General features: G+C 62.5%; 25 protein-coding genes, 1 tRNA gene and 1 pseudogene. 16 read left to right on the top strand and 11 right to left on the bottom strand.

What is annotated here, in order from left to right; genetic code table 11:
• Positions 1-237: 237 nt before the first annotated feature.
• Entirely contained in the window at positions 238-753 is a 516-nt protein-coding gene (locus tag PF049_04530) for a ubiquinol-cytochrome C chaperone family protein (protein ID WBY17428.1), read from the top strand.
• On the top strand, positions 750-1,295 hold the full coding sequence (locus tag PF049_04525; GenBank protein ID WBY17427.1) for a DUF177 domain-containing protein: 546 nt from the start codon (positions 750-752) through the stop codon (positions 1,293-1,295). The genes PF049_04530 and PF049_04525 overlap by 4 nt, the downstream gene beginning before the upstream one ends.
• 80 nt (positions 1,296-1,375) lie before the next feature.
• On the opposite strand, the gene ssb is transcribed toward PF049_04525, so the two are convergent.
• The 5 genes from ssb to PF049_04500 all read right to left on the bottom strand — a co-directional run bounded on the left by ssb (position 1,376) and on the right by PF049_04500 (position 5,423).
• Positions 1,376-1,918, bottom strand: coding sequence for a single-stranded DNA-binding protein (gene ssb, locus PF049_04520; GenBank protein ID WBY17426.1), 543 nt, complete (start codon positions 1,916-1,918; stop codon positions 1,376-1,378).
• A gap of 16 nt (positions 1,919-1,934) precedes the next feature.
• The gene (locus PF049_04515) at positions 1,935-3,779 is read right to left on the bottom strand and encodes a ferrous iron transporter B (protein WBY17425.1); all 1,845 of its coding nucleotides are present in this window, start codon (positions 3,777-3,779) and stop codon (positions 1,935-1,937) included.
• A 13-nt stretch (positions 3,780-3,792) separates the two neighbouring features.
• A complete protein-coding gene (locus PF049_04510) occupies positions 3,793-4,032 on the bottom strand; it encodes a FeoA family protein (protein ID WBY17424.1) in 240 nt (79 codons plus the stop codon).
• Between the two features lie 74 nt (positions 4,033-4,106).
• Positions 4,107-4,769, bottom strand: a complete 663-nt coding sequence (locus PF049_04505) for a COQ9 family protein (protein WBY17423.1) — start codon at positions 4,767-4,769, stop codon at positions 4,107-4,109.
• 3 nt (positions 4,770-4,772) lie between these two features.
• Positions 4,773-5,423 (bottom strand): ankyrin repeat domain-containing protein, encoded by a 651-nt coding sequence (locus tag PF049_04500; protein ID WBY17422.1) that lies wholly within the window; start codon positions 5,421-5,423, stop codon positions 4,773-4,775.
• A gap of 119 nt (positions 5,424-5,542) precedes the next feature.
• Here PF049_04500 and PF049_04495 point away from each other — a divergent pair, with 119 nt between their 5' ends.
• The 7 genes from PF049_04495 (at position 5,543) to PF049_04465 (ending at position 10,346) form a co-directional block, all read left to right on the top strand.
• Entirely contained in the window at positions 5,543-6,163 is a 621-nt protein-coding gene (locus tag PF049_04495) for an SCO family protein (GenBank protein ID WBY17421.1), read from the top strand.
• Positions 6,151-6,594 (top strand): YcgN family cysteine cluster protein, encoded by a 444-nt coding sequence (locus tag PF049_04490; protein ID WBY17420.1) that lies wholly within the window; start codon positions 6,151-6,153, stop codon positions 6,592-6,594. The genes PF049_04495 and PF049_04490 overlap by 13 nt, the downstream gene beginning before the upstream one ends.
• Positions 6,591-7,313: a SprT family zinc-dependent metalloprotease gene (locus PF049_04485; GenBank protein WBY17419.1), complete on the top strand. Its 723-nt coding sequence runs from the start codon at positions 6,591-6,593 to the stop codon at positions 7,311-7,313. Before PF049_04490 ends, PF049_04485 begins: the two co-directional genes overlap by 4 nt.
• A 51-nt stretch (positions 7,314-7,364) precedes the next feature.
• On the top strand, positions 7,365-8,201 hold the full coding sequence (locus PF049_04480; GenBank protein WBY17418.1) for a DUF4402 domain-containing protein: 837 nt from the start codon (positions 7,365-7,367) through the stop codon (positions 8,199-8,201).
• Between the two features lie 69 nt (positions 8,202-8,270).
• Complete coding sequence (locus PF049_04475; GenBank protein ID WBY17417.1) at positions 8,271-8,741, top strand: hypothetical protein; 471 nt, start codon at positions 8,271-8,273, stop codon at positions 8,739-8,741.
• Entirely contained in the window at positions 8,738-9,706 is a 969-nt protein-coding gene (ribD, locus tag PF049_04470) for a bifunctional diaminohydroxyphosphoribosylaminopyrimidine deaminase/5-amino-6-(5-phosphoribosylamino)uracil reductase RibD (GenBank protein WBY17416.1), read from the top strand. The genes PF049_04475 and ribD overlap by 4 nt, the downstream gene beginning before the upstream one ends.
• A gap of 22 nt (positions 9,707-9,728) precedes the next feature.
• Positions 9,729-10,346 (top strand): riboflavin synthase, encoded by a 618-nt coding sequence (locus tag PF049_04465; protein ID WBY17415.1) that lies wholly within the window; start codon positions 9,729-9,731, stop codon positions 10,344-10,346.
• 28 nt (positions 10,347-10,374) lie between these two features.
• Here PF049_04465 and PF049_04460 read toward each other — a convergent pair whose 3' ends face one another.
• The 3 genes from PF049_04460 to PF049_04450 form a co-directional block, all read right to left on the bottom strand.
• Positions 10,375-10,911, bottom strand: a complete 537-nt coding sequence (locus PF049_04460; GenBank protein ID WBY17414.1) for a GNAT family N-acetyltransferase — start codon at positions 10,909-10,911, stop codon at positions 10,375-10,377.
• A 6-nt stretch (positions 10,912-10,917) separates the two neighbouring features.
• Positions 10,918-12,111, bottom strand: a complete 1,194-nt coding sequence (locus PF049_04455; protein ID WBY17413.1) for an aromatic amino acid transaminase — start codon at positions 12,109-12,111, stop codon at positions 10,918-10,920.
• An 87-nt stretch (positions 12,112-12,198) separates the two neighbouring features.
• Complete coding sequence (locus PF049_04450; protein WBY17412.1) at positions 12,199-13,056, bottom strand: DUF1134 domain-containing protein; 858 nt, start codon at positions 13,054-13,056, stop codon at positions 12,199-12,201.
• 224 nt (positions 13,057-13,280) lie between these two features.
• On the opposite strand from PF049_04450, the gene PF049_04445 reads away from it, so the two are divergent.
• The 6 genes and pseudogenes from PF049_04445 (at position 13,281) to PF049_04420 (ending at position 18,439) form a co-directional block, all read left to right on the top strand.
• A tRNA-Ser gene (locus PF049_04445) sits at positions 13,281-13,372 on the top strand.
• A 165-nt stretch (positions 13,373-13,537) separates the two neighbouring features.
• Positions 13,538-15,118, top strand: a complete 1,581-nt coding sequence (locus PF049_04440) for an AAA family ATPase (protein ID WBY17411.1) — start codon at positions 13,538-13,540, stop codon at positions 15,116-15,118.
• Between the two features lie 18 nt (positions 15,119-15,136).
• Positions 15,137-15,780: pseudogene (locus tag PF049_04435) on the top strand (ParA family protein).
• 80 nt (positions 15,781-15,860) lie between these two features.
• On the top strand, positions 15,861-16,064 hold the full coding sequence (locus PF049_04430; protein WBY17410.1) for a hypothetical protein: 204 nt from the start codon (positions 15,861-15,863) through the stop codon (positions 16,062-16,064).
• Between the two features lie 253 nt (positions 16,065-16,317).
• A complete protein-coding gene (locus PF049_04425; protein ID WBY17409.1) occupies positions 16,318-16,860 on the top strand; it encodes a hypothetical protein in 543 nt (180 codons plus the stop codon).
• Positions 16,861-17,023: 163 nt separating this feature from the next.
• Positions 17,024-18,439: an alpha/beta fold hydrolase gene (locus PF049_04420; protein ID WBY17408.1), complete on the top strand. Its 1,416-nt coding sequence runs from the start codon at positions 17,024-17,026 to the stop codon at positions 18,437-18,439.
• A gap of 196 nt (positions 18,440-18,635) precedes the next feature.
• On the opposite strand, the gene ligD is transcribed toward PF049_04420, so the two are convergent.
• The 3 genes from ligD to PF049_04405 are packed head-to-tail and all read right to left on the bottom strand — an operon-like array spanning position 18,636 to position 22,484.
• The gene (gene ligD, locus PF049_04415) at positions 18,636-21,152 is read right to left on the bottom strand and encodes a DNA ligase D (protein WBY17407.1); all 2,517 of its coding nucleotides are present in this window, start codon (positions 21,150-21,152) and stop codon (positions 18,636-18,638) included.
• On the bottom strand, positions 21,149-21,643 hold the full coding sequence (locus PF049_04410; GenBank protein ID WBY17406.1) for an MgtC/SapB family protein: 495 nt from the start codon (positions 21,641-21,643) through the stop codon (positions 21,149-21,151). The genes ligD and PF049_04410 overlap by 4 nt, the downstream gene beginning before the upstream one ends.
• A 4-nt stretch (positions 21,644-21,647) precedes the next feature.
• Entirely contained in the window at positions 21,648-22,484 is an 837-nt protein-coding gene (locus tag PF049_04405) for a Ku protein (protein WBY17405.1), read from the bottom strand.
• A gap of 258 nt (positions 22,485-22,742) precedes the next feature.
• Between PF049_04405 and PF049_04400 the strand changes: the two genes are divergently transcribed.
• Entirely contained in the window at positions 22,743-23,612 is an 870-nt protein-coding gene (locus PF049_04400) for an SDR family oxidoreductase (GenBank protein WBY17404.1), read from the top strand.
• Positions 23,613-23,619: the final 7 nt, after the last annotated feature.

Here is a 23,619-nt window from a genome sequence, read left to right as displayed (position 1 = left end):
CTTCAAATTCTTCCGGTCTTCCGACCTGCCTGCCAAGGTCCGCCTTTAAGCGGGTCTTGCCGGGCCTATATAGGTTGCACTCCGCCTTACGGGCGTGCAGCGCTGCTGGCAACTTGTGCTTGCCCCGGACGGGATCCGGCCGGGACTTGGGCCACACGGCAGCCACCGCGTCTCACTGGCGCGCACGCATTGAATTGCGGATGAACATTCACGCCACTCGCGGAGCTTCGAACAGCGATGTCCCTCTTCTCCAGAATCTTCAACCGGCAGCCCGATCCGAAGGAAGAAATCCGCCCCCTGTGGCACCGGCTCGTGGGACTGGCGCGGGACCCTGCCTGGTATGCCGAATGCGGCGTGGCCGATACGCTGGAGGGCAGGTTCGATATTCTCAGTACGATGGTCGCGCTCGCCATGCTGCGGTTCGAACAGGATCCGGCCACGATCCCGTCCAGCGCCCGCCTGACGGAACTGTTCGTGGAGGACATGGAAGGCCAGCTGCGCGAGGCGGGTATCGGCGATCCCACGGTCGGCAAGAAAGTCGGCAACCTCGTCAGCGCGCTTGGCGGCCGGACCGGCGCGCTGCGCGAAAGCCTGACACAAGGCGATGCGGCGCTCGCAGCGGCGATGGAGCGCAATATCACCTTCATCGAAGGCGGATCGCCGGAATGCGTGGCGCGCAAGGTGAAAAACCTCGCCATCGTCATGACGGGCATGCCCTACGAGCATCTGCTGGACGCGGAGCTGCAGCTATGAGCACGCGAGCGCCTGACACGCCCGAATTGTCCCGCCCGGTCCGCCTTCGCCAGGTGGATGCCAAGCCGGTGCGGATCGAGGCGAACGAAAGCGAACGTGCCGCGCTGGCGAAACGGTTCGCCATTCCGTCGATCGAGAAGCTGGAAGCCGACCTTGCGCTGGATGCCGATGGAGACCGGGTTCGCGTCCATGGCGAAATGATAGCTGCGGTTACGCAGGACTGCTCCGTGTCGGGCGAACCCTTCGCCGTTGATCTGGAAGAGCCGATCCTGCTTGTCTTCGTCCCCGCCGGCGAACACGCGACTGTGGACGAGGACGGCGGGATCGAGATCGAACTGGAACGCGAAGAGCTCGACGAGATCGAGTATGACGGCGACACGATCGACCTTGGCGAAGCAGTCGCGCAGACGCTGGCGCTCGCCATCGATCCCTATGCCGAGGGACTGGACGCCGACCGTTTCAGGGAAGAGAACGGCCTTCAATCCGAAGGTAGCGAGGACGGGCCGATGGCGGAAATGCTGGCAGCGCTCAAAAAGAGTTAGGCGGGCCGACAAACGAAAGGGGCCGGCACGCTTATCGCATGCCGGCCCTTTTTCCTGTCCGGGATCGGCAGAAAGCCCGATCAGAACGGAATGTCGTCATCGAGGTCGTCGTAGTTCGAGCCGCCGCCCGAACCGCCACCATTGGAACCACCGCCGGAGCCGCCTCCGCCCTGGTTCCATCCGCCGCCGCCGGAGCCTCCACCCGAAGCACCGCCGCCATAGCCGCCACCGCCGCCGTAGCCACCGCCACCACCGCCTCCCTGGCCGCCGCCAGGACCATCCAGCATGGTCAGCGTGCCATTGAAGCCGCGCAGCACGACTTCGGTCGAATAGCGGTCATTGCCCGACTGGTCCTGCCACTTGCGGGTCTGCAACTGGCCTTCGATAAAGACCTTGCTGCCTTTCTTCAGGAAACGTTCGGCCACGTTGACGAGTCCTTCGGAGAAGATCGCGACCGTATGCCATTCGGTCCGTTCCTGCCGCTCGCCGGTATTGCGGTCCTTCCACTGCTCGCTGGTCGCGATGCGAAGGTTGCAGACCTTGCCGCCATTGCTGAAGCTGCGCACTTCCGGGTCGGCGCCCAAATTACCGATCAGCATTACCTTGTTGAGTGACCCGGCCATGTATCTTCCTCTTTCGCTACAATCCCAGGGCGAGCGCGCCCCAGTATGTGATTCCCGCGAATATGTAGGCCAAGGCGAACAGATACCCCAGCATGAATAGCGGGTATTTCCACCCATTCGTTTCGCGGCGCGCCACGGCGATGGTCGAAAGGCACTGCGGGGCGAACACGAACCATGCGAGGAAGGCAAGCGCGGTGGGCAGGCTCCACCGCGCGGCAATCTGGTCGCGCAAGGCCGCTTCTGTCTCTTCCTCGCCCTCTGCATCGACCGCATAGGTCGTCGCCAAGCTGGCCACGGCAACCTCGCGCGCGGCCATCGCCGGGATGAGCGAGAGGGTCATTTCGCGGTTGAAGCCGACCGGTTCGAAAGCGGGCTGGATGGCGGTCGCGATCCGGCCTGCGAAACTGGCGTCGAGCTGGCTCTCGCCCGGGTCGGCCTTCGGGAATGTCAGCAGGAGCCACAGGATCACGGTCGCGGCAAAAATGATCGTACCGGCCCGGCGCAGGAACACCCAGGCCCGCTGCCAGAGGCCGATCAGCAGGTCCTTGACCGCGGGGAGCTGGTAGCGCGGCAGTTCCATGATGAAGCCCGACGCCTGCCCCTGCGCAACCGTGCGGCGCAGAACCAGAGCCATGATCATCGCGCCGACGATACCGGCGATATAAAGCGCAAACAGGACCAGTCCCTGCAGGCCGATGCCCGGCCCGACCGTGGTCGCGGGAATGACGGCCGCGATGATGACGGCATATACCGGCAGGCGCGCGGAACAGGTCATCAGCGGAGCGATAAGGATGGTGGTCAGCCGGTCCTTCGGATCGGAGATCGAGCGGGTCGCCATGATGCCCGGAATGGCGCAGGCGAAGCTGGAAAGCAGCGGGATGAAACTGCGCCCCGAAAGGCCCACCCCGGCCATCAACCTGTCCATGAGGTAAGCGGCGCGCGCCATGTAGCCGGTCGATTCCATGACCAAGATGAAGGCGAACAGGATGACGATTTGCGGCAGGAACACCACCACCGAACCGACGCCGGCAATGACGCCTTCGGTGACGAGATCGCGCATGAAGCCGCCGGGGAACGTCGCGACGACCCATGCCGCCGCCGCTTCCGTAGCGCCCTCGATCAGGCCGATGAACGGGTCGGCCCAGGCGAAGACAGCCTGGAAGACGACGAAGAGAAGGCCGAACAGGATGACCGGGCCGAGCCACGGATTGAGCAGGACCTTGTCGAGCCCGGAACGCATCCGGTAGCCCACGCTTTTTCCGACCACTGCGCCCTTGGCGATGTTGCGCGCGGCAAGGCGTCGCTCCGTCAGGTCGAGATGGGGACGGGTGTGGAGCTCGGCGTCACCGGCAAGAGCTTCTTCGATAACAGAAGAAAGCTCGTCCAGCCCCTTCCTCCGCACGGCCACGGTCGAGACTACCGGCACGCCCAGCGCCTGCGACAGCGCGCCCGCATCGACGCTCAGCCCGTCGCGGTCGGCGAGGTCCACCATGTTGAGCGCGACGACGGTCGGCCGTCCCAGTTCCAGTACTTCCTGTGCGAAGACGAGGTGTTGTTCCAAATTCGCCGCATCGAGGACGAGGATCAGCGCGTCAGGCGCCGCTTCGCCCGGAAACTCGCCGTGAACGACTTTGCTGGTGACTTCCTCGTCGGGGCTGGAAGCGTCGAAGGCATAGCTGCCGGGCAGGTCGATCAGTTCGACCGGCGCTCCTGACGGCAGGACCATGCGGCCGGCCTTCCGCTCGACCGTGACACCAGGATAATTCGCGATCTTCTGGCGCGCCCCGGTCAGTTTGTTGAATAGCGCGCTCTTGCCCGCATTCGGGTTTCCGACAAGGGCGACTCGGCGCATCTCGGTCATGAAAATTCCGCGCTCAGGACGGTGTGACGGACATGGCGGCGGCGTGAACACGCCGCAGGGCGACGGTCGTGCGCCCGATCGTTACCGCCAGCGGGTCCGCGCCGCCGAATACGCCGCGAAACTCGACAGCAACTTCGGCGCCGGCATCGAGGCCCAGCGCACGCAGCCGCTTGGCATCGCCGGGCGCCACGGCATCCCAGTCCACGCCGGTAATCCTGGCCGGACGGCCCGTCTTAAGGGTAGCAAGGTTCATGGCCCGCCTGCTCGCATGCAGGACGCCATATTGCAAGTGATTATCAATAAGAGTTTGCGTGCAGCGCGCAGCGTTTACCGCGCGGGATACCGCAACCGGCCAAGGAAGCGCGTCACGCTGAACCGCTCCCGGTCATTGCCGAGAAATTGCGATTTGACCTTCTCGAACTGCATCACGTTGTCGATACGGCGATCGAGGAACGCCATGGTATCGGCCTTGCCTTCGCTTTCGTCCCCGACGAACACGGCAAGGACAGACCCGTAAAGCGCCGCCAGTATCGTGCGTTTCGTATAGTGGTTGTAGTCGGTCGAGACATCGCCGGCGAGCCGCCACATCAGGTCTGCGCTGCGCCAGCCCGTGCGCAGGGAAACGCGCGCGTTTTGCGGCATCGCCATGATCGACAGGGCGCGCCTCAGGGCTTCCTCCTGTCCTGCGACCGCTTCCAGCCGGTAGGCGACCAGCGCGCGGATGCGCTCCCGTATCTTCAAAGCGGCGAGTTCTTCCGCCGGCATGTCTCGGACCATCCGCGCATCGATCGAGTCGATCCATGCAGTGATCATCGCCATCGCCCCGCCCTTGAATGCAAGGCGGGCGACGTCGGGATCGACGCCCTCGATCCCGGCCGCCATCAGCAGCGCGTCGTCGCCCCAGCCATCGAAAATGGCCGAGTCGGCAATGGCCGGAGCCAGTGCGATCCGGAGTTCGTCGAGCGTCAGGTCCTGCGGATTATCGATCATGGATCAGAAACTGGGCCCGTAGCTCTGTTGTTCCCCGGCGGCTTCCCGCGCCTCGTCGGCGGCGATAAATTCGTCGAGCAGCTGCCTGGAGCCGGTCATCTCGGCATAATTGCGTGCCGAGCGGCCCGAATTATCGTTCCGGTCGGGATTGGCACCGTGTTCGAGCAGGAGGCGCACGAGCGCGACGTCGCGGCGGTGCACGGCGCCGATCAACGGGGTTTCTCCAGCAGAGCTGGCCACATCCACCTGAGCGCCCGCCTCGATCAGCTTCTCCACCCCCTCGATATGGCCGAGATTGGCGGAAATCATGATCGGCGTGACGCCCTTCACATTGGCGATATTCGGATTGGCTCCGCGATCGGTCAGGAATTCGATCCACACGGCGTCACGGCGTTCGGCAACGATATGAACGGCCGTATCGCCGGTCGTGATGTCGCGCGTGTTGATGATGGTCTGCCCCGGTGCATCGAGGATATTGGTGACCTTCTGCCCGTCGCGGTCCTTGACCAGTTTCAGGAAGGCATAACCGTCGGAGAAAAGCGCCTGCGCCGCAGCCGGAGCGGGCAGCGCGGCGCCACCTGCTGCCATCATCGACAGCGCTGCCAGGGCTGTGCCGCCGGCCTTGATTTTCGCGAAAGGCCCGTGACCCATCATTGTAACTCGCTCCGCTTTCGACCACATATCGTGGCATACGCATTCCGGGATTTGTCGCAGCCGGGCTGCGCCTGTCCCATCTCGACAACAGCGATTAGCAAAGCCTGAACCCTACCGCCATGACCAACACGATTTTCCGTCGCCCGGCCCCGTTGATGCTCGCCTTCGGGCTGGCGCTGACAGGGTGTTCCGCCGAACCGCAAGCGCAGGGAAGCGGCAATGATTCGCTGCCGCCGCTGGCAGGGGCAGCCATAGGCGGCGAATTCGAACTGGTTTCGGAAGATGGCGAGACTGTCCGCTGGTCGGATTTCGACGGGCAGTACCGCACGGTCTATTTCGGCTATGCCTATTGCCCCGATATCTGCCCGACCGACAACCAGCGCGCGATGGCGGGCCTGCGCGCCTTCGAGCAGGCCAACCCCGACGCGGCAGCGCAAATCCAGCCGATCTTCATCAGTATCGATCCCGAACGCGACACGCCCGAAGTGGTCGGCGAATTCACCGACGCATTCCATCCGCGCCTGATCGGCCTGACCGGCTCTGCCGAACAGATCGAGGATGCCGCGTCCAGCTTCGCCGTCTTCTACGCCAGGGGCGAGGACAGCGACGGCGGTGGTTACCTGATGGACCATTCCAACGTGACATATCTGTTCGGCCCGAACGGCAAGCCGATCGCCACCCTGCCCACCGATGAAGGCGCCGAGGCCGTCGCCGAAGAGCTGGCGAAATGGGTCAGCTGAGGGACCGGTTCTGGGAACGCCCCCTGGCCGATCTGAGCACCGCCGAATGGGAGGCGCTGTGCGACGGCTGCGGTCGGTGCTGCCTGCACAAGATGGAGGACTGGGATACCGGCGAGATAGAGGACACCAATGTGTCCTGCACGCTGCTCGACACACGGACTGCGCGGTGCCGCGACTATCCCAACCGGAAGGCGACCGTGCCGGATTGCCTGCGGCTTACGCTGAAAATCGTGGAGGACGTGCGTTGGCTACCCTCCACCTGCGCCTATCGTAGGCGCGCCGACGGCGATCCGCTGCCCGAATGGCATTATCTGCTGAGCGGCGACCGCGAAGCGGTGCATATGAGCGGGGCAGGCGTGGCTGGCCGTGTCGTGAGCGAGGACGACGCCGGGCCATTGGAGCATCATGTCGTCGACTGGGATGACCGGTGATCGACTGGCTACGGCGTGACCCCGATGGCGAGGTGCTGCAAATCGCAGGGCGAACGCTGCCTCTGGCGATCGTGCGCCACCCCACGGCCCGGCGCATGGTCCTGCGCCTGTCACCGGACGGACAGAGCGTCAGGGTAACGATTCCCCGCTGGGGCCGCACGGCAGATGCAGTGGACTTCGCACGGTCGCGTTCCGACTGGCTGGCAGGGCAGATCGAGAAGCAGCCCGGCCGCCGCAGCGCGGTCCCGGGCGAAACCATCGCTTTTCGCGGGCGCGACCTGGCCATCGAATGGTCGCCCTCCGCCCCCCGCCAGCCGCGCGCCGATCACGAGCAGGTTTATCTGGGCGGCCCCGAAGACCGGGTCGAGGCCCGTCTGAGAAAATGGCTGCGTGACGAGGCGATGCTTCTCTTCCGGGCCGACGCTGCCGAATATGCGGCAAGGATCGACCTGCCGCCGCCCCGCCTGTCGCTCAGCAATGCGCGTCGCCGCTGGGGCAGTTGTTCCAGCGATGGAACCATGCGGATCAACTGGCGACTGGTACAGGCGCCCGATTTCGTGCGCCGGTCGGTCGTGGCCCACGAAACGGCACACCGTGTCCATTTCGACCATTCGAAGGCTTTCCACGCCCTGCTGGCAGAACTGTTCGGGCCCGAACTCCCTGCCGCAGACCGCTGGCTGAAGGAACGCGGACGGGAGCTTTACGCGACCTTCCCATAGGGTATCGCGGCCTTTAAATCCTCGTTTACCTTGTTCGGCGATAATCGGGCAATGCTCCGCCGCTGCGTCCTCCTGCCTGCCCTTCCCCTGGCACTCCTGGTGACCCCTGCCGCCCTGCAGGCGCAGCGCGAATGCCTGAACTGCGGACCGCAGGCCGAAAGCGAGCCGGATCTGCCCGCCGCGCTGCGTAAGCCGGACGACCGCGCGCAGGCGAAAGGCGACAATAACGGCAACGGGAAAGGCGGAGGCAATCGTGGTAACGGCAAGGGAAACGGGGGTAGCAATCGCGGCGATCCCGACCCGGCTCCCGTCCCGGGCGATGGCGACCAGCCGGTCGAGACCGATCCGATCGATGGCTGCGGCAATGGCGCGGGCGGAGGTTCCGGCAACGGCACGCGCGGGAACGGCAACGGACAGGCCTGCGGTGACGGATCGGGGAACAATGGCGGTGGAAACGGGAACGGCAATGGCGGGGACATCGCTTCGGGCCCACCGGACCTGTTCATCCAGAACGAAATCAATTTCGGCCGCCTGATCCTCCTCGGCAATGGCGAATCCAGCGTCCTGCTCGACCTCGAGAGCGGACAGAAGATCACGGCCGGAAACCTCGACGATTATGGCGGCGTCACGATGGTGGGCCGCGCGACCGTGACGGGTCGTCCCAACAGCGAAGTTCAGGTGACCTTCCCGGACCGCATCACCATGCGCGATCCGCGCGGGGGCATCGCAGAACTGCGCGAGTTTACCACCAGCCTGCCCATCGTGCCGCGACTGGACAATACAGGCACGCTGGAATTCTCCTTCACAGGCAAGCTCGCCATTACCGATACAATCGGCGATGGCGGCGACCTGCGCGGACGGGTGCCGATCACCGTCGAGTATAATTAGCGGCGAATATAACCGGGGGCAGAAAGGCCGTACTGGCGCAGGGGCGGATAAAGCCCTATCTTCGGGCCCATGTCCTTCATCTCCCGCTTCAATCCCAAACCGGCCGTGGCCGATTTCTGGACGGAGTTCAGCCGGCCCCAACCCTACCGCGTGCCGATCCTGCTGGCGTCCTGCGCGGCGACCGGCCTTCTGATCTTCTCCTTCACGCAGGAAAAGGTGGTCCTTCCTCCGGAGCGCCCGGAAGTGACCTACATCACCTCGTTTGCGCCCGGACGAACCGACGAGGAAATTCGCGCCGCGAACGTCGCCAACCAGGAACGGCAGGATGCCATTGCCGCAGCGATAGAAGCGCGCGAGGAGCGCAAGCGGGAACTTTACCGGGCGCTGGGCCGTGCATCGGGCATGGATGTCGACGCCATGGAAGCGGAGATCGAGGCCGAGCGGGCCGCCGAAGCTGCGCGGGAAGAGGCAGGCACGTCGCCGGAAACGAGCGCGCCGGACACCGCTGCTAACGGTGATGCGGATACCGGTTCCCGGTGACGGCCGAAGGCGACGAACGGTGGCTGGAGGCAGCGGCAAGGCTGTCCCTGCGCGGACGACCCGCCAGTTTTCCCAACCCCTCCGTCGGCTGCATCATTGTTGACGACGGGCACGTGGTTGGGCGCGGATGGACCCGATCCGGCGGCCGCCCCCATGCGGAGGCCGCCGCCCTCGAACAGGCCGGGGATCGGGCCCGCGGCGCCTATGCATATGTAACGTTGGAGCCTTGCGCCCATCCCTCCCCCCGGGGGCCGAGCTGTGCCGAGCTGCTGGTCGCGGCGGCGCCTGCGCGGGTCGTCATCGGCCACCTCGACCCCGACCCCCGCACGGCGGGAGAAGGGGCAGAACGCCTGCGCCGTGCAGGAATAGCGGTAGACGTGGTGGCCAGCTCACAGAGTGCCCGCAGTCTTGCAGGTTACCTGACCAGGGCAGCCCATGGCCGCCCGCACGTCACGCTCAAGCTGGCGATGTCGCTCGACGGCTGCATCGCGCTTGCCAGCGGGGAGAGCCAGTGGATTACGGGAAGCGAAGCCCGCGCTCATGTGCACGCGCAGCGGGCATTGGCCGACGCCATTCTCGTCGGCGGGGGGGCATGGCGGGCAGACCGTCCGCGGCTGGATGTCCGGCTGCCCGGCCTCGAGGAAAGGTCGCCGCGAAAAGTGTTGCTGACACGCGGCAACCCGCCCGACGGCGTGAAGGTCATCAATACGCCGGAGCATATCTCCAGGCTCGGTGCGCAATATCTTTATGTCGAGGCAGGCGCGCGCACGGCGGCCAGTTTCCTGCAGGCGGACCTCGTCGACAGCCTGCACATCTACCGCGCGCCCATCGTGATCGGCGGCGGCACGGGCTCGGTTGGCGATATCGGCCTTAGCAGCCTCTCCGGGGCACATGGACGCTGGATGCTGGACCAGCGCCGCCAGCTTGGCAGCGACACCTTCGAAGCCTACAGCCGCCTGCGCTGATCATATTCACGAAAGCGACGCCATGTTCACCGGAATCATCACCGCCATCGGTCATATCGAAAGCGTGGAAGAGCGCGGCGACCTGCATGTCCGCATCGCCTGCCCCTATGCCCCCGAAGCCATGGCCATCGGCGCCTCGATTGCGTGTTCGGGCGTCTGCCTTACCGTAGTGGAACGCGGCGGGGCGGAGGGCGATGCATGGTTTGCCGTCGACGTATCCGCGGAAACGGTTGCCTGCACGGCGCAGGACCAGTGGTCCGAAGGCCGCAGGTTGAACCTCGAACAGGCGCTGAAGCTGGGTGAGGAACTGGGGGGCCACCTGGTGACCGGCCACGTCGATGCGGTTGGCACGGTCGCGCGCATGGAACGCGAAGGCGGATCATGGCGGCTGGACATTCGCGCCCCGGCCGACATCGCCCCCTTCGTGGCGGAAAAGGGCTCCATTACAGTGGACGGGGTATCCCTGACCGTCAATTCGGTCGAGGACGAACCGGACGGCCAGTTCGTCTTTGGATTGAACATCATCCCCCACACCGGCGAGGTAACGACACTCGGTACGCTGGCGGCAGGCGACAAAGTCAATCTCGAGATCGACGTTCTGGCCCGTTACCTCAAACGCATGGAAGCCTTGCGACGCTGATCACCGCGCCAATTTAAGCGGGCGGGCGTCAGCCGGGATCGAAATCCTCTCGCGCCATGGCGTATATCAGGTGGACGACGCGGCGGCCCTGATAGCGGTCGAGATCGTATTCCGCGGTCCTGTGCGCGCCGATCGCCTCCAGCGCGTAGCGCGAACGGTGATTGGTATCGCCGACGCGGAAGCGCACGGTTCCCACATGGGCGAATGCATGGGCGAGCATGGCACGCTTCATTTCCGGATTGAGCCCCTTCCCCCAGCAGGCGCGCTTGAGGAAGGTGTATCCGATCTCTACCGAACCCCCATCCTCGTCTTCGGGATCGTAGGCCGTGTAGCGGGTCGAACCGACGATGCTGTCATCGCTCTTGCGAATGACGGTCAGCGCGCCGCCGCTTGCCAGGCCCTGGTCGAAGAAGGGGTCGAAGACCTCTCGCCGCCAGCGGTCGTGGATCGGATGCTGTTCCCAGACCATCGGGTCGGAAGCCACAGCGAACAGCGGTTCCCTGTCCGCTTCCTCGAGCGGACGCAGCACCAGCCGCTCGGTATCGAGGGTGGGCTGCAGGTCCATGGCGGATCAGTTCGCGGTCACGTCCGACAGGGCGTCGATGAACTTCTCGATATTGCCGCTGGTCAGGCCTGCGGCATTGATGCGTCCCGATCCAGCCATGTAGATCCCGTGATCGTCACGCAACTTCGCGATCTGGTCCTTATCCAGCTTCAGGATGGCAAAAAGACCGTTCTGATCGGCAAGCTGCGCGAGATCGAGACCGGGGACACGGTTGTCTGCTGCGGCCAGCGTTTCGCGAACCTGGCGCAAACGCGCACGCATTTGCGTCAATTCGTCCTGCCATTCCTTCACCAGCGCCTCGTCGCCCAGGATGATGCGAATGGCTGCACCGCCATGGTCGGGCGGCATGGACCAGTTGGCACGCGCCAGGGCATTGGCGTTCGACATGATGGCATCCAGCTGGCTGCCGTCTTTCGCCATGACGTAGAACGCGCCGACACGGTCGCGGTACATCCCGAAATTCTTGTCGCAGCTGTAAGCGACCAGGGCTTCGGGCACGGCAGCCAGCGCCGTGCGCAGCCCTGCCACGTCCTCTTCCATGCCGTCGCCAAGGCCGTGATAGGCACTGTCGATGATCGGCAGCACCCCGCTCTTCGCCAGTGCTGCCGCGATACGTTCCCACTCCGCAGGGGAGTAATCGACACCGGTCGGGTTGTGACAACAGGCGTGGAGAAGGACTACGTCGCCCTGCCCTGCGCCCTCGATCGCGGAAAGCAGCGCATCGATATTCGCGCTGTCATCGGCGTTGGCGTGGTCGAACAGGACGGGCTCCAGTCCGACATCGGCCAGGATCTGGACATGGTTGGGCCAGCTGGGAGCGCCCATGTGGACGCGGCGTGCACCGGCCTGCTTCGCCAGCGATACGGCCAGCCGCACGGCGCCCGTGCCGCCCGGCGTCTGCATTCCGGCGATGCGGCCGCCCATGTCCGCCCGTCCGTCGGACCCGGACCCGAAAATATAGGGCATCAGTGCCCGCACGAACTCGCTGTCGCCTTCCGGCCCCAGATAGCTCTTGCTGTCCTGCGTTTCGATCAGGCGTTTTTCGGCCTGCTTGATCGCACGGAAAACCGGCGTCGCGCCGTCGTCGGTACGATAGACCCCGACACCGAGGTCGATCTTGTCCGCGCGCTCGTCGGCGGCATACATCTTGATCAGCGCAAGCAGCGCGTCAGGCGATTGAGCTTCTAGACGGTCAAGCATGGCTTCAGCCTTTGCCGCGCCGCCTGCGTGGCCGCAACCCTGTATCGTGCGGCAAAGCCTGGTTCTGCCGTAGGTTCTCTTGGGCTACTAGAAGGGCAGCCAGCGCTGTTTCTTGGAAAACTTCATGTAGCCGGCGCTCACGCCCAGCCGCAGTCCCGCACCCACGCGAATCGGGATCAGCACGGTATCGCCCTTGCGAAGGTAGCTGGCCGTCATGCCGCCAAGTGCATAGATCTGCCCCTCGCCGGCGGGAAACCGTTCGTAGAGCTGCTCCGTGTCGTAGAGATTGTAGACCAGCACGAAAGTGTTCCCGGCATTCGCGCCCGCATCGAAACCGATCGAAGGGCCGGTCCAGTAGACGGGACGCTCGCCCTCTACCTTGTGATAGAGCGTGCCCGAACCGTACCGCGCACCGACGATGAAGGCGCCGCCCGCTTCGCGCCCGACGATATAGGCATTGGGCTCGCCCTGCTTTTCCAGCAGGTCCTCGATCAGCTTAGCGAGACCCTCGGCGCCGTCACCGAAGACGCCCTGCGCCGCGCCGATGAGATCATCCTGCTTGTAGGTGGAACCCTGGGCGGCAGCGACCTCGGGGTTCGAGGCAGCTTGCGATGCGGCGGTTTCCGCATCGGGCGCCATGGCGACGGGATCTTCCCACTGGTAGGCCACTTCCGGACCGGCAACGCTTTCTTCGGGAAAGGCTTCTGCGACGCCGCCCTGCGGGTAACTTGGCTGCTGGTCGTCCGGCTGGCGGACCGGCTGTTCATCGGCATAAACCGGACCGTCACCGGGGGATTCGGAAAGATCGCCGTCGATGCCGGAGCCGAAATCGGCACTCGGATCGATGGTCTGGACACCTTGCGCGGCAACCGGACTCGCCAGCAGGGCAAATCCGGCGCCCAGCGTCACGAGCGCGTTTCGTAAGTTCGCAATTCCCATCGTCATCGTCCGTCCCATCCATACCGGCAGCCGGGGCAGGCCGCGTGCCGCCCTTAAAAGAGTCGCCCGGCCCTGAAGCGGCAATGAACCCGCGACGAATCGAATCCAAAACACGGCGAGGCGAGTCCGAAACGCCGCTGATCCGGGCATTTGCTGCCTCTGCGAGACGAGCCTTGCCCCCCGCCGGACTGCCCGCTATAGCCCGCCGCCTCGCCGCAATCAGGCGTTCCGGAGACGTGGGTGAGTGGCTGAAACCAGTTCCCTGCTAAGGAACCATACTCTTTAACGGGTATCGAGGGTTCGAATCCCTCCGTCTCCGCCACCACCTCATCCAAGGGTGTTCAACGCCGTCCGGAAACCGGCCGGATTCCTTGACTAATCTACCAATCTGTGTCCCACTGCGTCCAAGGAAATTCACTCACAGCCAGCTTTCGGCTTGGGAGTGAACTTGGGAAAAGAATTTGGGGCGCCTAACCGCTGCATGCCGGTGGCGTCGCTGCTGCGTGAAAGCGGCAAGCCCCTCCATGCGCTGGCCATCGCCACACGGACCGCGCGCGAGTTCGGCGAAAAGCTGGGCGTCGAGGGCAAGTCGGTCGCCGCTTTCCTCGCGCGGCATCGCCCGGTGCTCGACGGCGTTGCCACCCCTGAGCAGGTAGCGGAAACGGCGAAGGAGCTATCCGGTGCCTGGATCATGGTCGATGAGACCTCGCTCGTCGGTACCGAGCAGTTCGAGAAACTGACCCGTCTCACCAATCTGACAGGTGCCGATCGCCTGGTCATGGTCGGCGATACCAAACAGTTGCAGGCGATCGCGGCGGGAAAACCGTTCGAGCAGGCGCAGCAGCGTGGCACGCCGACTTCCGCCGTCACCGAGAACCTGCGCGCTGCCTCGCCGCAGATGAAGGCGGTCGCCGAGGCGCTGAACCGCGAAGATCTGCCGGGGGCCTTTGCCGCGCTGAAGGATCGCACCCTCGAGCTCTCACGGCGCGAGGGTGTGGAGACCGCGGCAGCCTTCTGGGTCGGCCGCTCACCCGAAGACCGTGAGCAGACACTTCTCCTCACGATGAGCCGGGCGATGCGCAGTGCGCTTAACACCGCGGTGCAGGAGCAGCGCGCCGAAAAGGGCGAGCTGGGCACGCAGGCCCATGTGCAGACCGTGCTGGACCGGGTCACGGTCACCAAGGAAGGTGCCCGCCAAAGGCGCGCCTATCGCGAGGGGCATATCGTCACCTTCAACAGCAACCTGCGCTCGCAGGGCATCGAACGCGGCGAACGGGGCCGGGTACTCGATCACGACGGCAAGACGGTAAGGCTGGAAATGCAGGACGGCCGCATCCACAGCTTCACGCCGGGCAAGCTGCCCCACAACCTCAAATATGATGCGGTGTCGGTGTTCGCGGAGAAGAGGATCGCGCTTCACACCGGCGATCCGATTCGCTGGACGGCGAACGATCACGAGCGCAGCCTCGCCAACAGCGATGTCGCCCGGGTCGAGAGCGTCGGCAAAAGTGGCATCAGCGTCTCGACCAGGGATGGCGAAGTGATCGACCTCAAGCATGGCGATCCAATGCTCGAGCGGCTCGACCTCGCTTATGCGGTCAACGCCCACATCGCGCAGGGCATGACCGCACGCGATGACATCATGGCGCTGAGCGAGAATGAGAAGATGCTCAACAGCACGCGCAGTTTCCTGGTTGCCGCGACCCGGTTCACGGGCGAAGCCACCCTGATCATCGACAACGCCCGCAGCATCGAACGCGATGTGGGTCGCAATGCCGGGGACAAGACCAGTGCGATTGAGATCGCTCGTGGCAAGTCGGACTTCGCTGACCATTCTCCCCGCTTCTGGGAGGACCTGAAGAAGCTGTCAGCCGAGCTTGGTCCCGAGTTCGCCCGCGCCGTGCTGGAAAACAAGGAGCGCGACATTACCCTCGAAAAGCCGTGGGCGGCGCCCCCAAGCGGTCTCGCGACATGGGTGATCCAACGCGCGATCGTGAACGCGAACGCGATCTGGAGCGGGAGCGGTGAACGTGACCACGTCCGCACACATCCACACGCCCACATGTGAACATGAGGAAGGCCGCGCATGACAACGCCCGCACACCCAAACACCCGCACTATCGCTATCGTCAGCCAGAAAGGCGGTGCGGGTAAGACGACGCTCGCCATCCATCTCGCGGCCGCAGCAAACCGCGCCGGTCAAGTCAGCCTGGTGATCGATACAGACCCGCAGGCGAGCGCATCGCAATGGGCCGAATGGCGGCAGGGCGCACCGCCCGAGGTGATCGACAGCGCCCCGCCGCGCATTGCCGCGAAGATCGAGGCGGCGGCAGACAGGGTGCCGAGCTAATCGTCATCGACACGCCGCCGCACGCCGATCTGGCGGCAAACAAAGCAGTAGAATGCGCGGATCTCGTGCTGATCCCCTGCCGCCCGAGCGCGTTCGATCTCGCCGCGATGCGTACGACCATCCGCCTGGTCGAGCTGCTGGCTCGGCCGGCCTTCGTCATCTTCAGCGCAGGTCCGCCCAATGCGCCGCTGGTTTACGCCGATGCAAGGGAGCTGGTGTCGGGGTTCGGCGCGCAGACCTGCCCGGTGATTCTGCCTGACCGTGCTGCCTACCGGCACGCGGTTGCTGGCGGTCAGACGGTCTTCGATATCGATCCCGGTGGCAAAGCGTTGCGAGAGATCGAGCAGCTTCACAGTTGGGCATGTGCGGAGCTGAACATGTTCACACGCTCACACGATAGGATGTCCGCACGAACCGCTTCGCCAATCTCGCTGATCGCAAGCCGCGGGAAGACCCGGTCATGCATGAGAAGATTGCCTCATCGACCCACTCGACACCGCCTAGCCGCATCGGTCGCAAGGCGATTTCGGGCTATTTCTCACCCGAACTCTCGCTTGCCATGCACACCTGTGCGCGTCGGCACGGACTCAGTCTGCAGGATCTAATGGCCGAAGCCTTTGACGATGTCCTGCGCAAATATGGCGAAAGCCCGATCGGACGATAGTCGATGTTTTTGTCGGGAGTGGAGGGTGGTAAAGAGGGTTTGAGCGCTGCTGGTGATTGCGCTCGATGGGGCCTTTCGAGGCTGTCAGCTGTGCCCTCAGGCAGACCTACGCCTCCGCACGGGCGGAGAACTCCCAAGCCTTCGCGAGAAGGAAGGAAAGCATCCGCGCCAGGTCAGGAGCAATTTCATCGTCCGCACGCTTCTTGGCGATTTCGCGGGCCAGGCAAATCAACCCATCCAAGGGCCTATCATCATGACCATGACCACATTTCCGACTGATGGCCTGCCTCCCATCGATCGACCCCACAGCACATGGGCGGAGCGTGCCGCGTTCTATCTCCAGCGAAACTGGATGTGGACGACGATAGTCGCGTGCGTACTCGCGCTCGCCGTATTCGTCGGCGCGTTCGCCCTGATCGCGAACATCCTGGAACAGGATTTCGTACCTACGAAGTTGCTGGGTTGGTTCCTCGTTGCTCTCGCGTTTGCACAGCTGGCCATTTTCGCATGCTCGTTTATCGAGTCTGGAGTGGCGCGCCCATGGATCATCAGGGCGGCACTCGCGAGCGCGACGAACGCGGAACGTGCTTTGCTTCATCACGGATTGGCCGAACTATCGCAATCGAAGTGGCGGGACAGCCCGCTCTCGCGCGGAGAACTCTTCCGTCTGTTCAAGGAGGCGCGTCAAAGCGTCGGAGACGATGCGCGCCAAAAACTGGAAAGGCTGATGGCGATTCATGAGGGGCAGATCAAGGAGTTGCGCGTCCTTGCCGACTGTCAGAATGATTGTTCTTAGGGGCAAAGTCTGGGCCGATAGCGGATAGTCTGCTTGCAGGATGCCAACTGCGAAGAGCGGACCCGAAGAAAATGCCCTGACTGTAGCCCATGGCCGATCCGGTTGCGCGAGCGCCGACCCTTCATTAGGCAACCGGCATTCTTCGTTTAGCTTGGAGCTAACAGTGGCTGTCGTCTTTCGTATCCTTGCACCGTTCTCAATCGCTCTTCTCACTCCAGCCTCAGCTACTCTTGCCCAGGATGCCCTGTCATCCAGCGAGTTCACGAAGTGTGCAGACTCTGGTTCGCATCCATCACTGGAGGATACGGAATGTGCGCGTGTCCAGGCGCCGCTTGACCATACCGATGGGATCGCCGGAACGATTGAGCTCTTTGTCCGAAAATTTCCGGCCGAAGGCAATCCTGAAGGTCAGCTATGGCTGGTCGCGGGCGGACCGGGAGAGTCTGGAGCCTCTTTCTACCCCTTTATGCATTCGCTCCGGGCGGCCGCTCCAGGATTCGACGTATTGGTTCCCGATCACCGTGGGACGGGCTTCTCCACAAGGCTCTGCCCAAGAGAGGAGGATCCTTCGGGCGAGGCAGGTAGCGCCCTTGCCGGTGAAGAATGGGGCACATGCTTCAGTGCCCTCATTGCAGAGGCGGGTCGGACCAAGGCCTTTACGATCTCGAATGCTGCGCACGATCTCGATCTGTTGATCACTCGGTTCGATACTGGCGGACCGACTTTCCTCTACGGCGTCTCCTACGGCACGCAACTGGCGCTTCGAATGCTGACGCTAGAGGCGCAGGACGATCTTGATGGCGTAATTCTGGATTCTCTCGTGCCGCTCGAAAGCAATGGTGATCTCGATCTGAGTCACCGATCAGCCGTGACTGATAGTGTCGGTCGCACCGTTCTGCGCAAATGCGACAAGCGTCCCGATTGCCGCCGTTATTTTCGGGCCGGAGCAGAGCAGGCTCTCCGCCGAATTTTCGAGCGCGACGATGTCGATGAGTTGGCCGGTGCCAATCTCAGATACAAACTGGCAGCGCTGCTCGACTTTCCCGAAACGCGCGTGATGCTCCCTGATGTTATCGCTGGATTGCAGGCCGGCGATCCTGCCTGGTTGGAATACGCGATGGGTCGGCTGGCGAGCATTGGGGCCTCGCTGCAACAATATCCACAGAGCGGTTCATCCATCCCGCTGGTAAGTCTCATCAGCCGGTCAGAGAACAATGCCCGTCCGACCCTCACAGCTGAGATGGTTGAAAGCGAGGAGGAGAATAACCTTTTTGCAAGCCCTCTGCCATCGCTGCTGCTGTCAGGCGGGATCCCGACCTATGAGCCGGATGCGAGCTTCGGGAAGTCCCCCGAGAAGCTCCCTCGGACGATCGTCCTTCATGGCACGCTTGATCCCAAAACCCCATACCATGGGGCTGAAGAACATGTCGCAGCCTTGGAAACCGCCGGGGACATAAAACTGATCCCGGTCGAACAGGCGCCCCATTTTATCCTGATGACAGCGCCGGAAGCGTTTGCGACGGCGGTGGGCGCTTTCCTCGAAGGCGATTCAGTTACGCCGGAATCTGGCAAGCGATGATACGAGATCGCACCGAACCAGGATCGAACTGACTGTTCTCCATCCTGGGCTCAAGTCAAAGCTGACAGATCATGGGCCGTTTGCGGTCAGTCTGCTTTTAAGCGAGAACTGCATCAATGCGGACATTGGTCCGTTGGGTCGAAGCATATCTGATCGCTGGCTCGCCCCCTCGAAAGCGGTAGCCTTGAGACAGCTGCTAAATGTCCGGCAGATTCTGTACCGCGAACCCCCATCCAGCGAGCGATTTCGATGCACTGCGGCCAATCAGTTTGGTGGCATCAGCTATGCCGAAGGGCTTAGCGTCTTCCATTGATTTTAGCTCGTTCCAAGCGATCGGGGCAGCCACCGGCGCCCCGATTCGCGCCCGTGCCGAATATGGAACGACGGCGGTACTGCCACGCTGGTTGCGCAGCCAGTCGATGAAGATTCTGCCCTTGCGCTTGGCCTTGCTCATTGTCGCCGTGAAGCGTTCCGGTTCGGCCAGTGAAAGCGCTTCGGCAAAGCGGCGGGCAAAGTCCTTGTGCACATCCCATGTGTGGCCCGGCGTCAGCGGCACGATCACGTGCACTCCCTTGCCACCCGAGAGCATGGCGAAGCTCGTCAGCCCAAGGTCCGCCAACCGATCGCGGATATCGCGCGCTGCTTGTTTCACGTCCTCGAAGTCCAACCCCTCGTCCGGGTCGAGGTCGAAGATCATGCGGTCTGGCTTTTCGACCGCATCGCTGCGCGACGCCCAGGCGTGGAACTCGATCGTGCCCATCTGAACGCATTGAAGGGTTCCGCGCGAGTCCTCGATATAAAGGTAATCCTCGGTCCCGCCGCCTTTCTCGCGGATAGGAACGTGATGGACGGCGTCGCCGAATGCGCCGCTGTCATGCTTCTGAAAGAAGCATTTGCGGGCTCGGCCTTGGGGGCACCGCACGAGGCTGACAGGGCGGTGTCCAGCGAAGGGCAGCATGATATCTGCAACTGCTGCATAATAATCGGCAAGATCGCCCTTGGTCTGGCCGCTGTCGGGAAATACCACCCGATCCCTGCTGGAGATATTCACTGTCGCATCAGTTACGGGTGCGCGGGCGGCTTTCTCCGGCTTGACCGCCTTGACAGGCTTGTCGCGACGCAGGCCGAGATAGCTACCGTGCCGAATATTCCCGTCGGCGGTGAGCTCCGCAAAGGCGACTTCGGCGACCAGTTTCGGTGTGACCCAGGTAACACCGCGTGCGCTGGATTTGTCGACCTCTACAGCAGGGGTTTTTCGCTCAAGTCGGTCGAGCTTCGGCACGAGCTCGTCGAAGTCGTCGCCGGCAAATCCCGTGCCGACATTTCCCTTGTAGACCAATTTTCCGCCTTCGTGCTGGGCCATCAGAAGCGAGGCGAAGGGGCGCCCCTTGGCCGATGATTTCTTCCAGCCGACGATCACGAATTCCTGTCGCAGCGTGCACTTGACCTTCACCCACGCCTTGCTGCGGGCGTGGCGATAGGGCGCGTTCATCTTCTTCGAGATGATCCCTTCCTGCCTCGCAGCACACATGGCATCGAACAGCTTCTCGCCCGCGCCGATGACATGATCAGCGAGGAAAATCGGCGGTTCTGCTGTCGACAGCATGGCTTCGAGCCGTTCCTTACGCTCGATATTGGGCAGTGCTTTGAGATCCTCGCCCGCCAATTCGATGACATCGAAGGCATGGAATTGCAGCGCATCATCCTTGCTCTGCGCGCCTTGACCGCGCTTCAGCATGCCCTGCAAGGTCGAGAAGTCCGGATTGCCTTCTGCATCCGTCGCCACGATCTCGCCGTCGATCAGGCATGCAGGCAAGTTGAGCGCGGCGAGCGCCTCGACCAGGGGTCCGAATTTGTCAGTCCAGTCTTTCCCGTTGCGGGTGTAGATTCGGACTATATTTCCTTTGGCGGCAATCACCGCGCGATAGCCGTCAAACTTTATCTCGTGCATCCACCCGTTACCGGCCGGAACATGGTCAACCAGCGTGGCAAGCTGTGGCTTACGGAACTTCGGCAGCGGCGCGTCGCTTCGCTTCTGCGGCTTCGCTTTCTTCGCATTGCGCGAGGACGCCTTCTCCATCTGCGCGAAAAAGGCATCATCCTTCTTGCCGGCGAGGGAGTACTCGCCGGCCTTGTCCGCAGCGATCTCGGCCATCGAGCGCCCCGTGAGCACGCTGGTCAATGCACGTTCGACCAAAGGATCGCCTTTTTCTGTGTGCTTATCCTGCAGCTTGCGAAGGAGCCAATTTTCCCGCTTCTCACCTGGCTTCCGCTTAAGCTTGATGAGGAGCCACTCGCCCTTCATGCGCTCGCCTTCGAGGGTGAAGTGCAAATGCCCCTTCTCAAGATCCTTGACCGACTTGCCTTCGATCGGCGACCAGATGCCGCGGTCCCATAGCATAACTGTCCCGCCCCCATATTCGCCTCGGGGTATGGTTCCTTCGAACTCGGCGTAGGACATGGGATGATCCTCAGTCCGAACAGCCAACCGTTTTATATCGGGGTCTGGTGAAGGCCCCTTGGTCACTGCCCAGCTTTTCAGCACGCCGTCGACTTCGAGCCGCAGGTCCCAGTGAAGCCGGGTTGCATCGTGCTTTTGGACGATGAAGATGTTGCCAGACTCGCTACTCTGCGCCTTGCCGGAAGGTTCTGGCGTCTTCGCGAAATCGCGCTTTGCGTTGTATTCGGACAGGGGATTTGAGCGCTTGCTCACCTTTCCTCCTTTTCGTCGCCCGATTCATCGTCGAGCCGGCGGTCTCGATCCTTGGGTTCGATCAGTCGCAGAAGTGTGAGCATGACAAGGCTGATGGCGGCCGCGATGGCCACAAGTGGCCATTGAGCTGCACCGCAGGCTATCCCGACTACCGCGGCAAGCCACAGGTGTGCGGCAGTCGTGAGGTTGTGTACCTGGCCCCTGCTGAAAACTATCAACCCGGCACCAATAATGCCGACGAATGCGCCTGCTGCCTCATAGACGCGCAATGGGTCCATACGCTCTCCGCCGAGATCTGTATAAAGCGCAAGGATCGAAACAGTCATCGCAGCTGCGGAGAAACAGATCAGCCCGTGAGTTCGCATGCCAGCGGCGTGGCCTCGCAATTCGCGGTCCAGGCCGAGAAGAAGGCCGAGCACTGCAGCAATACCTAACCGCGACAGCAGGTCCCAATCGAGCCAGTGGACGAGGACAGGATCGTTGAGTTCCACCGGCTTAAGCGCTCTTCTTGCGTTTCCCGCTCGACTTCGCGGGGGCCTTCTTCTCACCGACTGATTTCTTCAGAGCCGCCATAAGGTCGATAACGTTGGAGCCGCTTGCATCTCCCGGTTCGTCGACGTCCTCGAGGATGGCCTTTTTGCTTTTCGACTTGGCCTTTTTGTCGATCAGCTTTCGCAACGCCTCGACATAGCGGTCCTCGAACTCGCTCGCATCGAAGGGCGCGCTCCTTTGCTCGATCAGCGTGTTCGCAAGGTCGAGCAGCTCCTTTTTGGGCTTGGTGTCCTCGATTTGGGCGAAGAACGACTGACCCCTGCGAACTTCGTCGGCGTAGCGCAGCGTTTCGAGCAGCAATCCTTTGCCACAAGGTTTGATCGCAACCAGCTTTTCGCTGCCGCGCATCGACAGTTGACCGAGCGCGACCTTTTTCGCTTTGCGCAGCGCCTCCCGCAACACGATGAATGCCTCTTCGGCCAGTTCGTCCTGAGGCACGACGTAATAGGGCTTGTCGTAATACAGCGGGTCGATTTCGCATGTGTCGACGAACTGGACGAGTTCGAGCGTGCGCTTGCTCTCGATTTTGACCGCATCGATTTCCGCATCCTCGAGCAGGACGTAGTTGCCCTTGGAAACCTCGTAACCGCGAATGATCTCGTCGCGGTCGACTGGGCCAATGCCGGGAACAACCTTCTCGTAGGAGATACGCTTTCCGCTCGGTTCGTGGATCTGGTTGAAGCTGATTTTTGCGCCCGATTTGGTCGCGGTGTAGATTTCCACCGGGATTGAAACGAGTGCGAGCCTGATCTGTCCCTGCCAATATGCGCGCGCTGCCATCATGGTCCTCCGTTGCGTCGGATTCAGCGCACGGCGAGCCTTTTTGTTTCTTCGAATAGATTGCGAAGGATAAAATTTGGACACACGTGACCGAAAGCTACGCCATGCTCCTAGATGAAGTTCGCGGGTGGCTACACCCTGCATTTCGTCGTCAATTTCACACACTTGGCATCATACCCGAAACAAGTCGGGGGAGACGGGCATTTGCAATTTGCGGACCTTCGGGCCGAGCTTATGCAATCTAGGGACGCCCTCCAAATGTCCAATACTGAGAATTTCCAGCCTGAAATCAAAGAAGAGCCGCGCATGCCTGGCTCCGAAGAGGAGATGGACAGCAAGCCAGATTGGCGGCCACGTTATCCCGGTTCGGGTCGCCTAGAGGGCAAAGTCGCTCTGGTTACCGGCGGTGACAGCGGTATCGGTAGGGCGGTAGCAGTCCTCTTTGCGCGCGAAGGGTCAGACGTTGCGATAGTCTATTACGCAGATGAAGAACGAAAAGATGCAGCGCACACTTTGTCAATTATAGAGGAAGAGGGTCGCAAAGGGCTTTGTCTGCAAGGCGATTTGGGGCGCCGCGATTTCGCGGACGAGGCAGTAGCCCGAACCGTCGAACACTTCGGTAAGCTGGATGTCCTCGTGAACAATGCGGGTGAGCAGCATCCCGATGACAACGCAACCGATATTACTGAAGAGCAACTGCGCAGGACATTCCAGACGAACATTTATTCGATGTTCTTCTTGGTCCAAGCCGCGCTACCGCACCTTGGTGAAGGCAGCGCTATCATTAATTGCACCAGCGTGACGATGTACAAGGGCTCGGACAATCTGCTCGACTATTCCAGCACCAAGGGTGCGATTACGGCCTTCACCCGCTCTCTTTCCGAAAACTTGGTGGCCGACGGCATTCGTGTAAATGCAGTCGCGCCCGGCCCGATCTGGACTCCGTTGAACCCCTGCGGAGGGCAACCTCCTGAGGATATGGACGACTTCGGCAAGAACACCCCAATGGGCCGACCCGGCCAACCCAACGAGGTGGCGCCCGCCTTCCTTTTCCTCGCATGTGAGGATTCAAGCTATATGTCGGGGCAGGTGTTGCACCCTAACGGCGGAACCATAGTCGGAAGCTGACATCGAA

It is taken from the genome of Erythrobacteraceae bacterium WH01K (assembly GCA_027941995.1).
In the GTDB taxonomy this organism is placed as follows: domain Bacteria; phylum Pseudomonadota; class Alphaproteobacteria; order Sphingomonadales; family Sphingomonadaceae; genus CAJXSN01.
Note: the sequence above shows the minus strand (reverse complement) of the source record. Positions and strands in the feature narration are given on the sequence as shown.

Coding starts and splice junctions, on each gene's coding strand:
- PF049_04530 (WBY17428.1), top strand. CDS start 238: ATGTCCCTCTTCTCCAGAATCTTCAACCGGCAGCCCGATCCGAAGGAA.
- PF049_04525 (WBY17427.1), top strand. CDS start 750: ATGAGCACGCGAGCGCCTGACACGCCCGAATTGTCCCGCCCGGTCCGC.
- ssb (WBY17426.1), bottom strand. CDS start 1,918: ATGGCCGGGTCACTCAACAAGGTAATGCTGATCGGTAATTTGGGCGCC.
- PF049_04515 (WBY17425.1), bottom strand. CDS start 3,779: ATGACCGAGATGCGCCGAGTCGCCCTTGTCGGAAACCCGAATGCGGGC.
- PF049_04510 (WBY17424.1), bottom strand. CDS start 4,032: ATGAACCTTGCTACCCTTAAGACGGGCCGTCCGGCCAGGATTACCGGC.
- PF049_04505 (WBY17423.1), bottom strand. CDS start 4,769: ATGATCGATAATCCGCAGGACCTGACGCTCGACGAACTCCGGATCGCA.
- PF049_04500 (WBY17422.1), bottom strand. CDS start 5,423: ATGATGGGTCACGGGCCTTTCGCGAAAATCAAGGCCGGCGGCACAGCC.
- PF049_04495 (WBY17421.1), top strand. CDS start 5,543: ATGACCAACACGATTTTCCGTCGCCCGGCCCCGTTGATGCTCGCCTTC.
- PF049_04490 (WBY17420.1), top strand. CDS start 6,151: ATGGGTCAGCTGAGGGACCGGTTCTGGGAACGCCCCCTGGCCGATCTG.
- PF049_04480 (WBY17418.1), top strand. CDS start 7,365: ATGCTCCGCCGCTGCGTCCTCCTGCCTGCCCTTCCCCTGGCACTCCTG.
- PF049_04475 (WBY17417.1), top strand. CDS start 8,271: ATGTCCTTCATCTCCCGCTTCAATCCCAAACCGGCCGTGGCCGATTTC.
- PF049_04465 (WBY17415.1), top strand. CDS start 9,729: ATGTTCACCGGAATCATCACCGCCATCGGTCATATCGAAAGCGTGGAA.
- PF049_04460 (WBY17414.1), bottom strand. CDS start 10,911: ATGGACCTGCAGCCCACCCTCGATACCGAGCGGCTGGTGCTGCGTCCG.
- PF049_04455 (WBY17413.1), bottom strand. CDS start 12,111: ATGCTTGACCGTCTAGAAGCTCAATCGCCTGACGCGCTGCTTGCGCTG.
- PF049_04450 (WBY17412.1), bottom strand. CDS start 13,056: ATGACGATGGGAATTGCGAACTTACGAAACGCGCTCGTGACGCTGGGC.
- PF049_04430 (WBY17410.1), top strand. CDS start 15,861: ATGCATGAGAAGATTGCCTCATCGACCCACTCGACACCGCCTAGCCGC.
- PF049_04425 (WBY17409.1), top strand. CDS start 16,318: ATGACCATGACCACATTTCCGACTGATGGCCTGCCTCCCATCGATCGA.
- PF049_04405 (WBY17405.1), bottom strand. CDS start 22,484: ATGGCAGCGCGCGCATATTGGCAGGGACAGATCAGGCTCGCACTCGTT.
- PF049_04400 (WBY17404.1), top strand. CDS start 22,743: ATGTCCAATACTGAGAATTTCCAGCCTGAAATCAAAGAAGAGCCGCGC.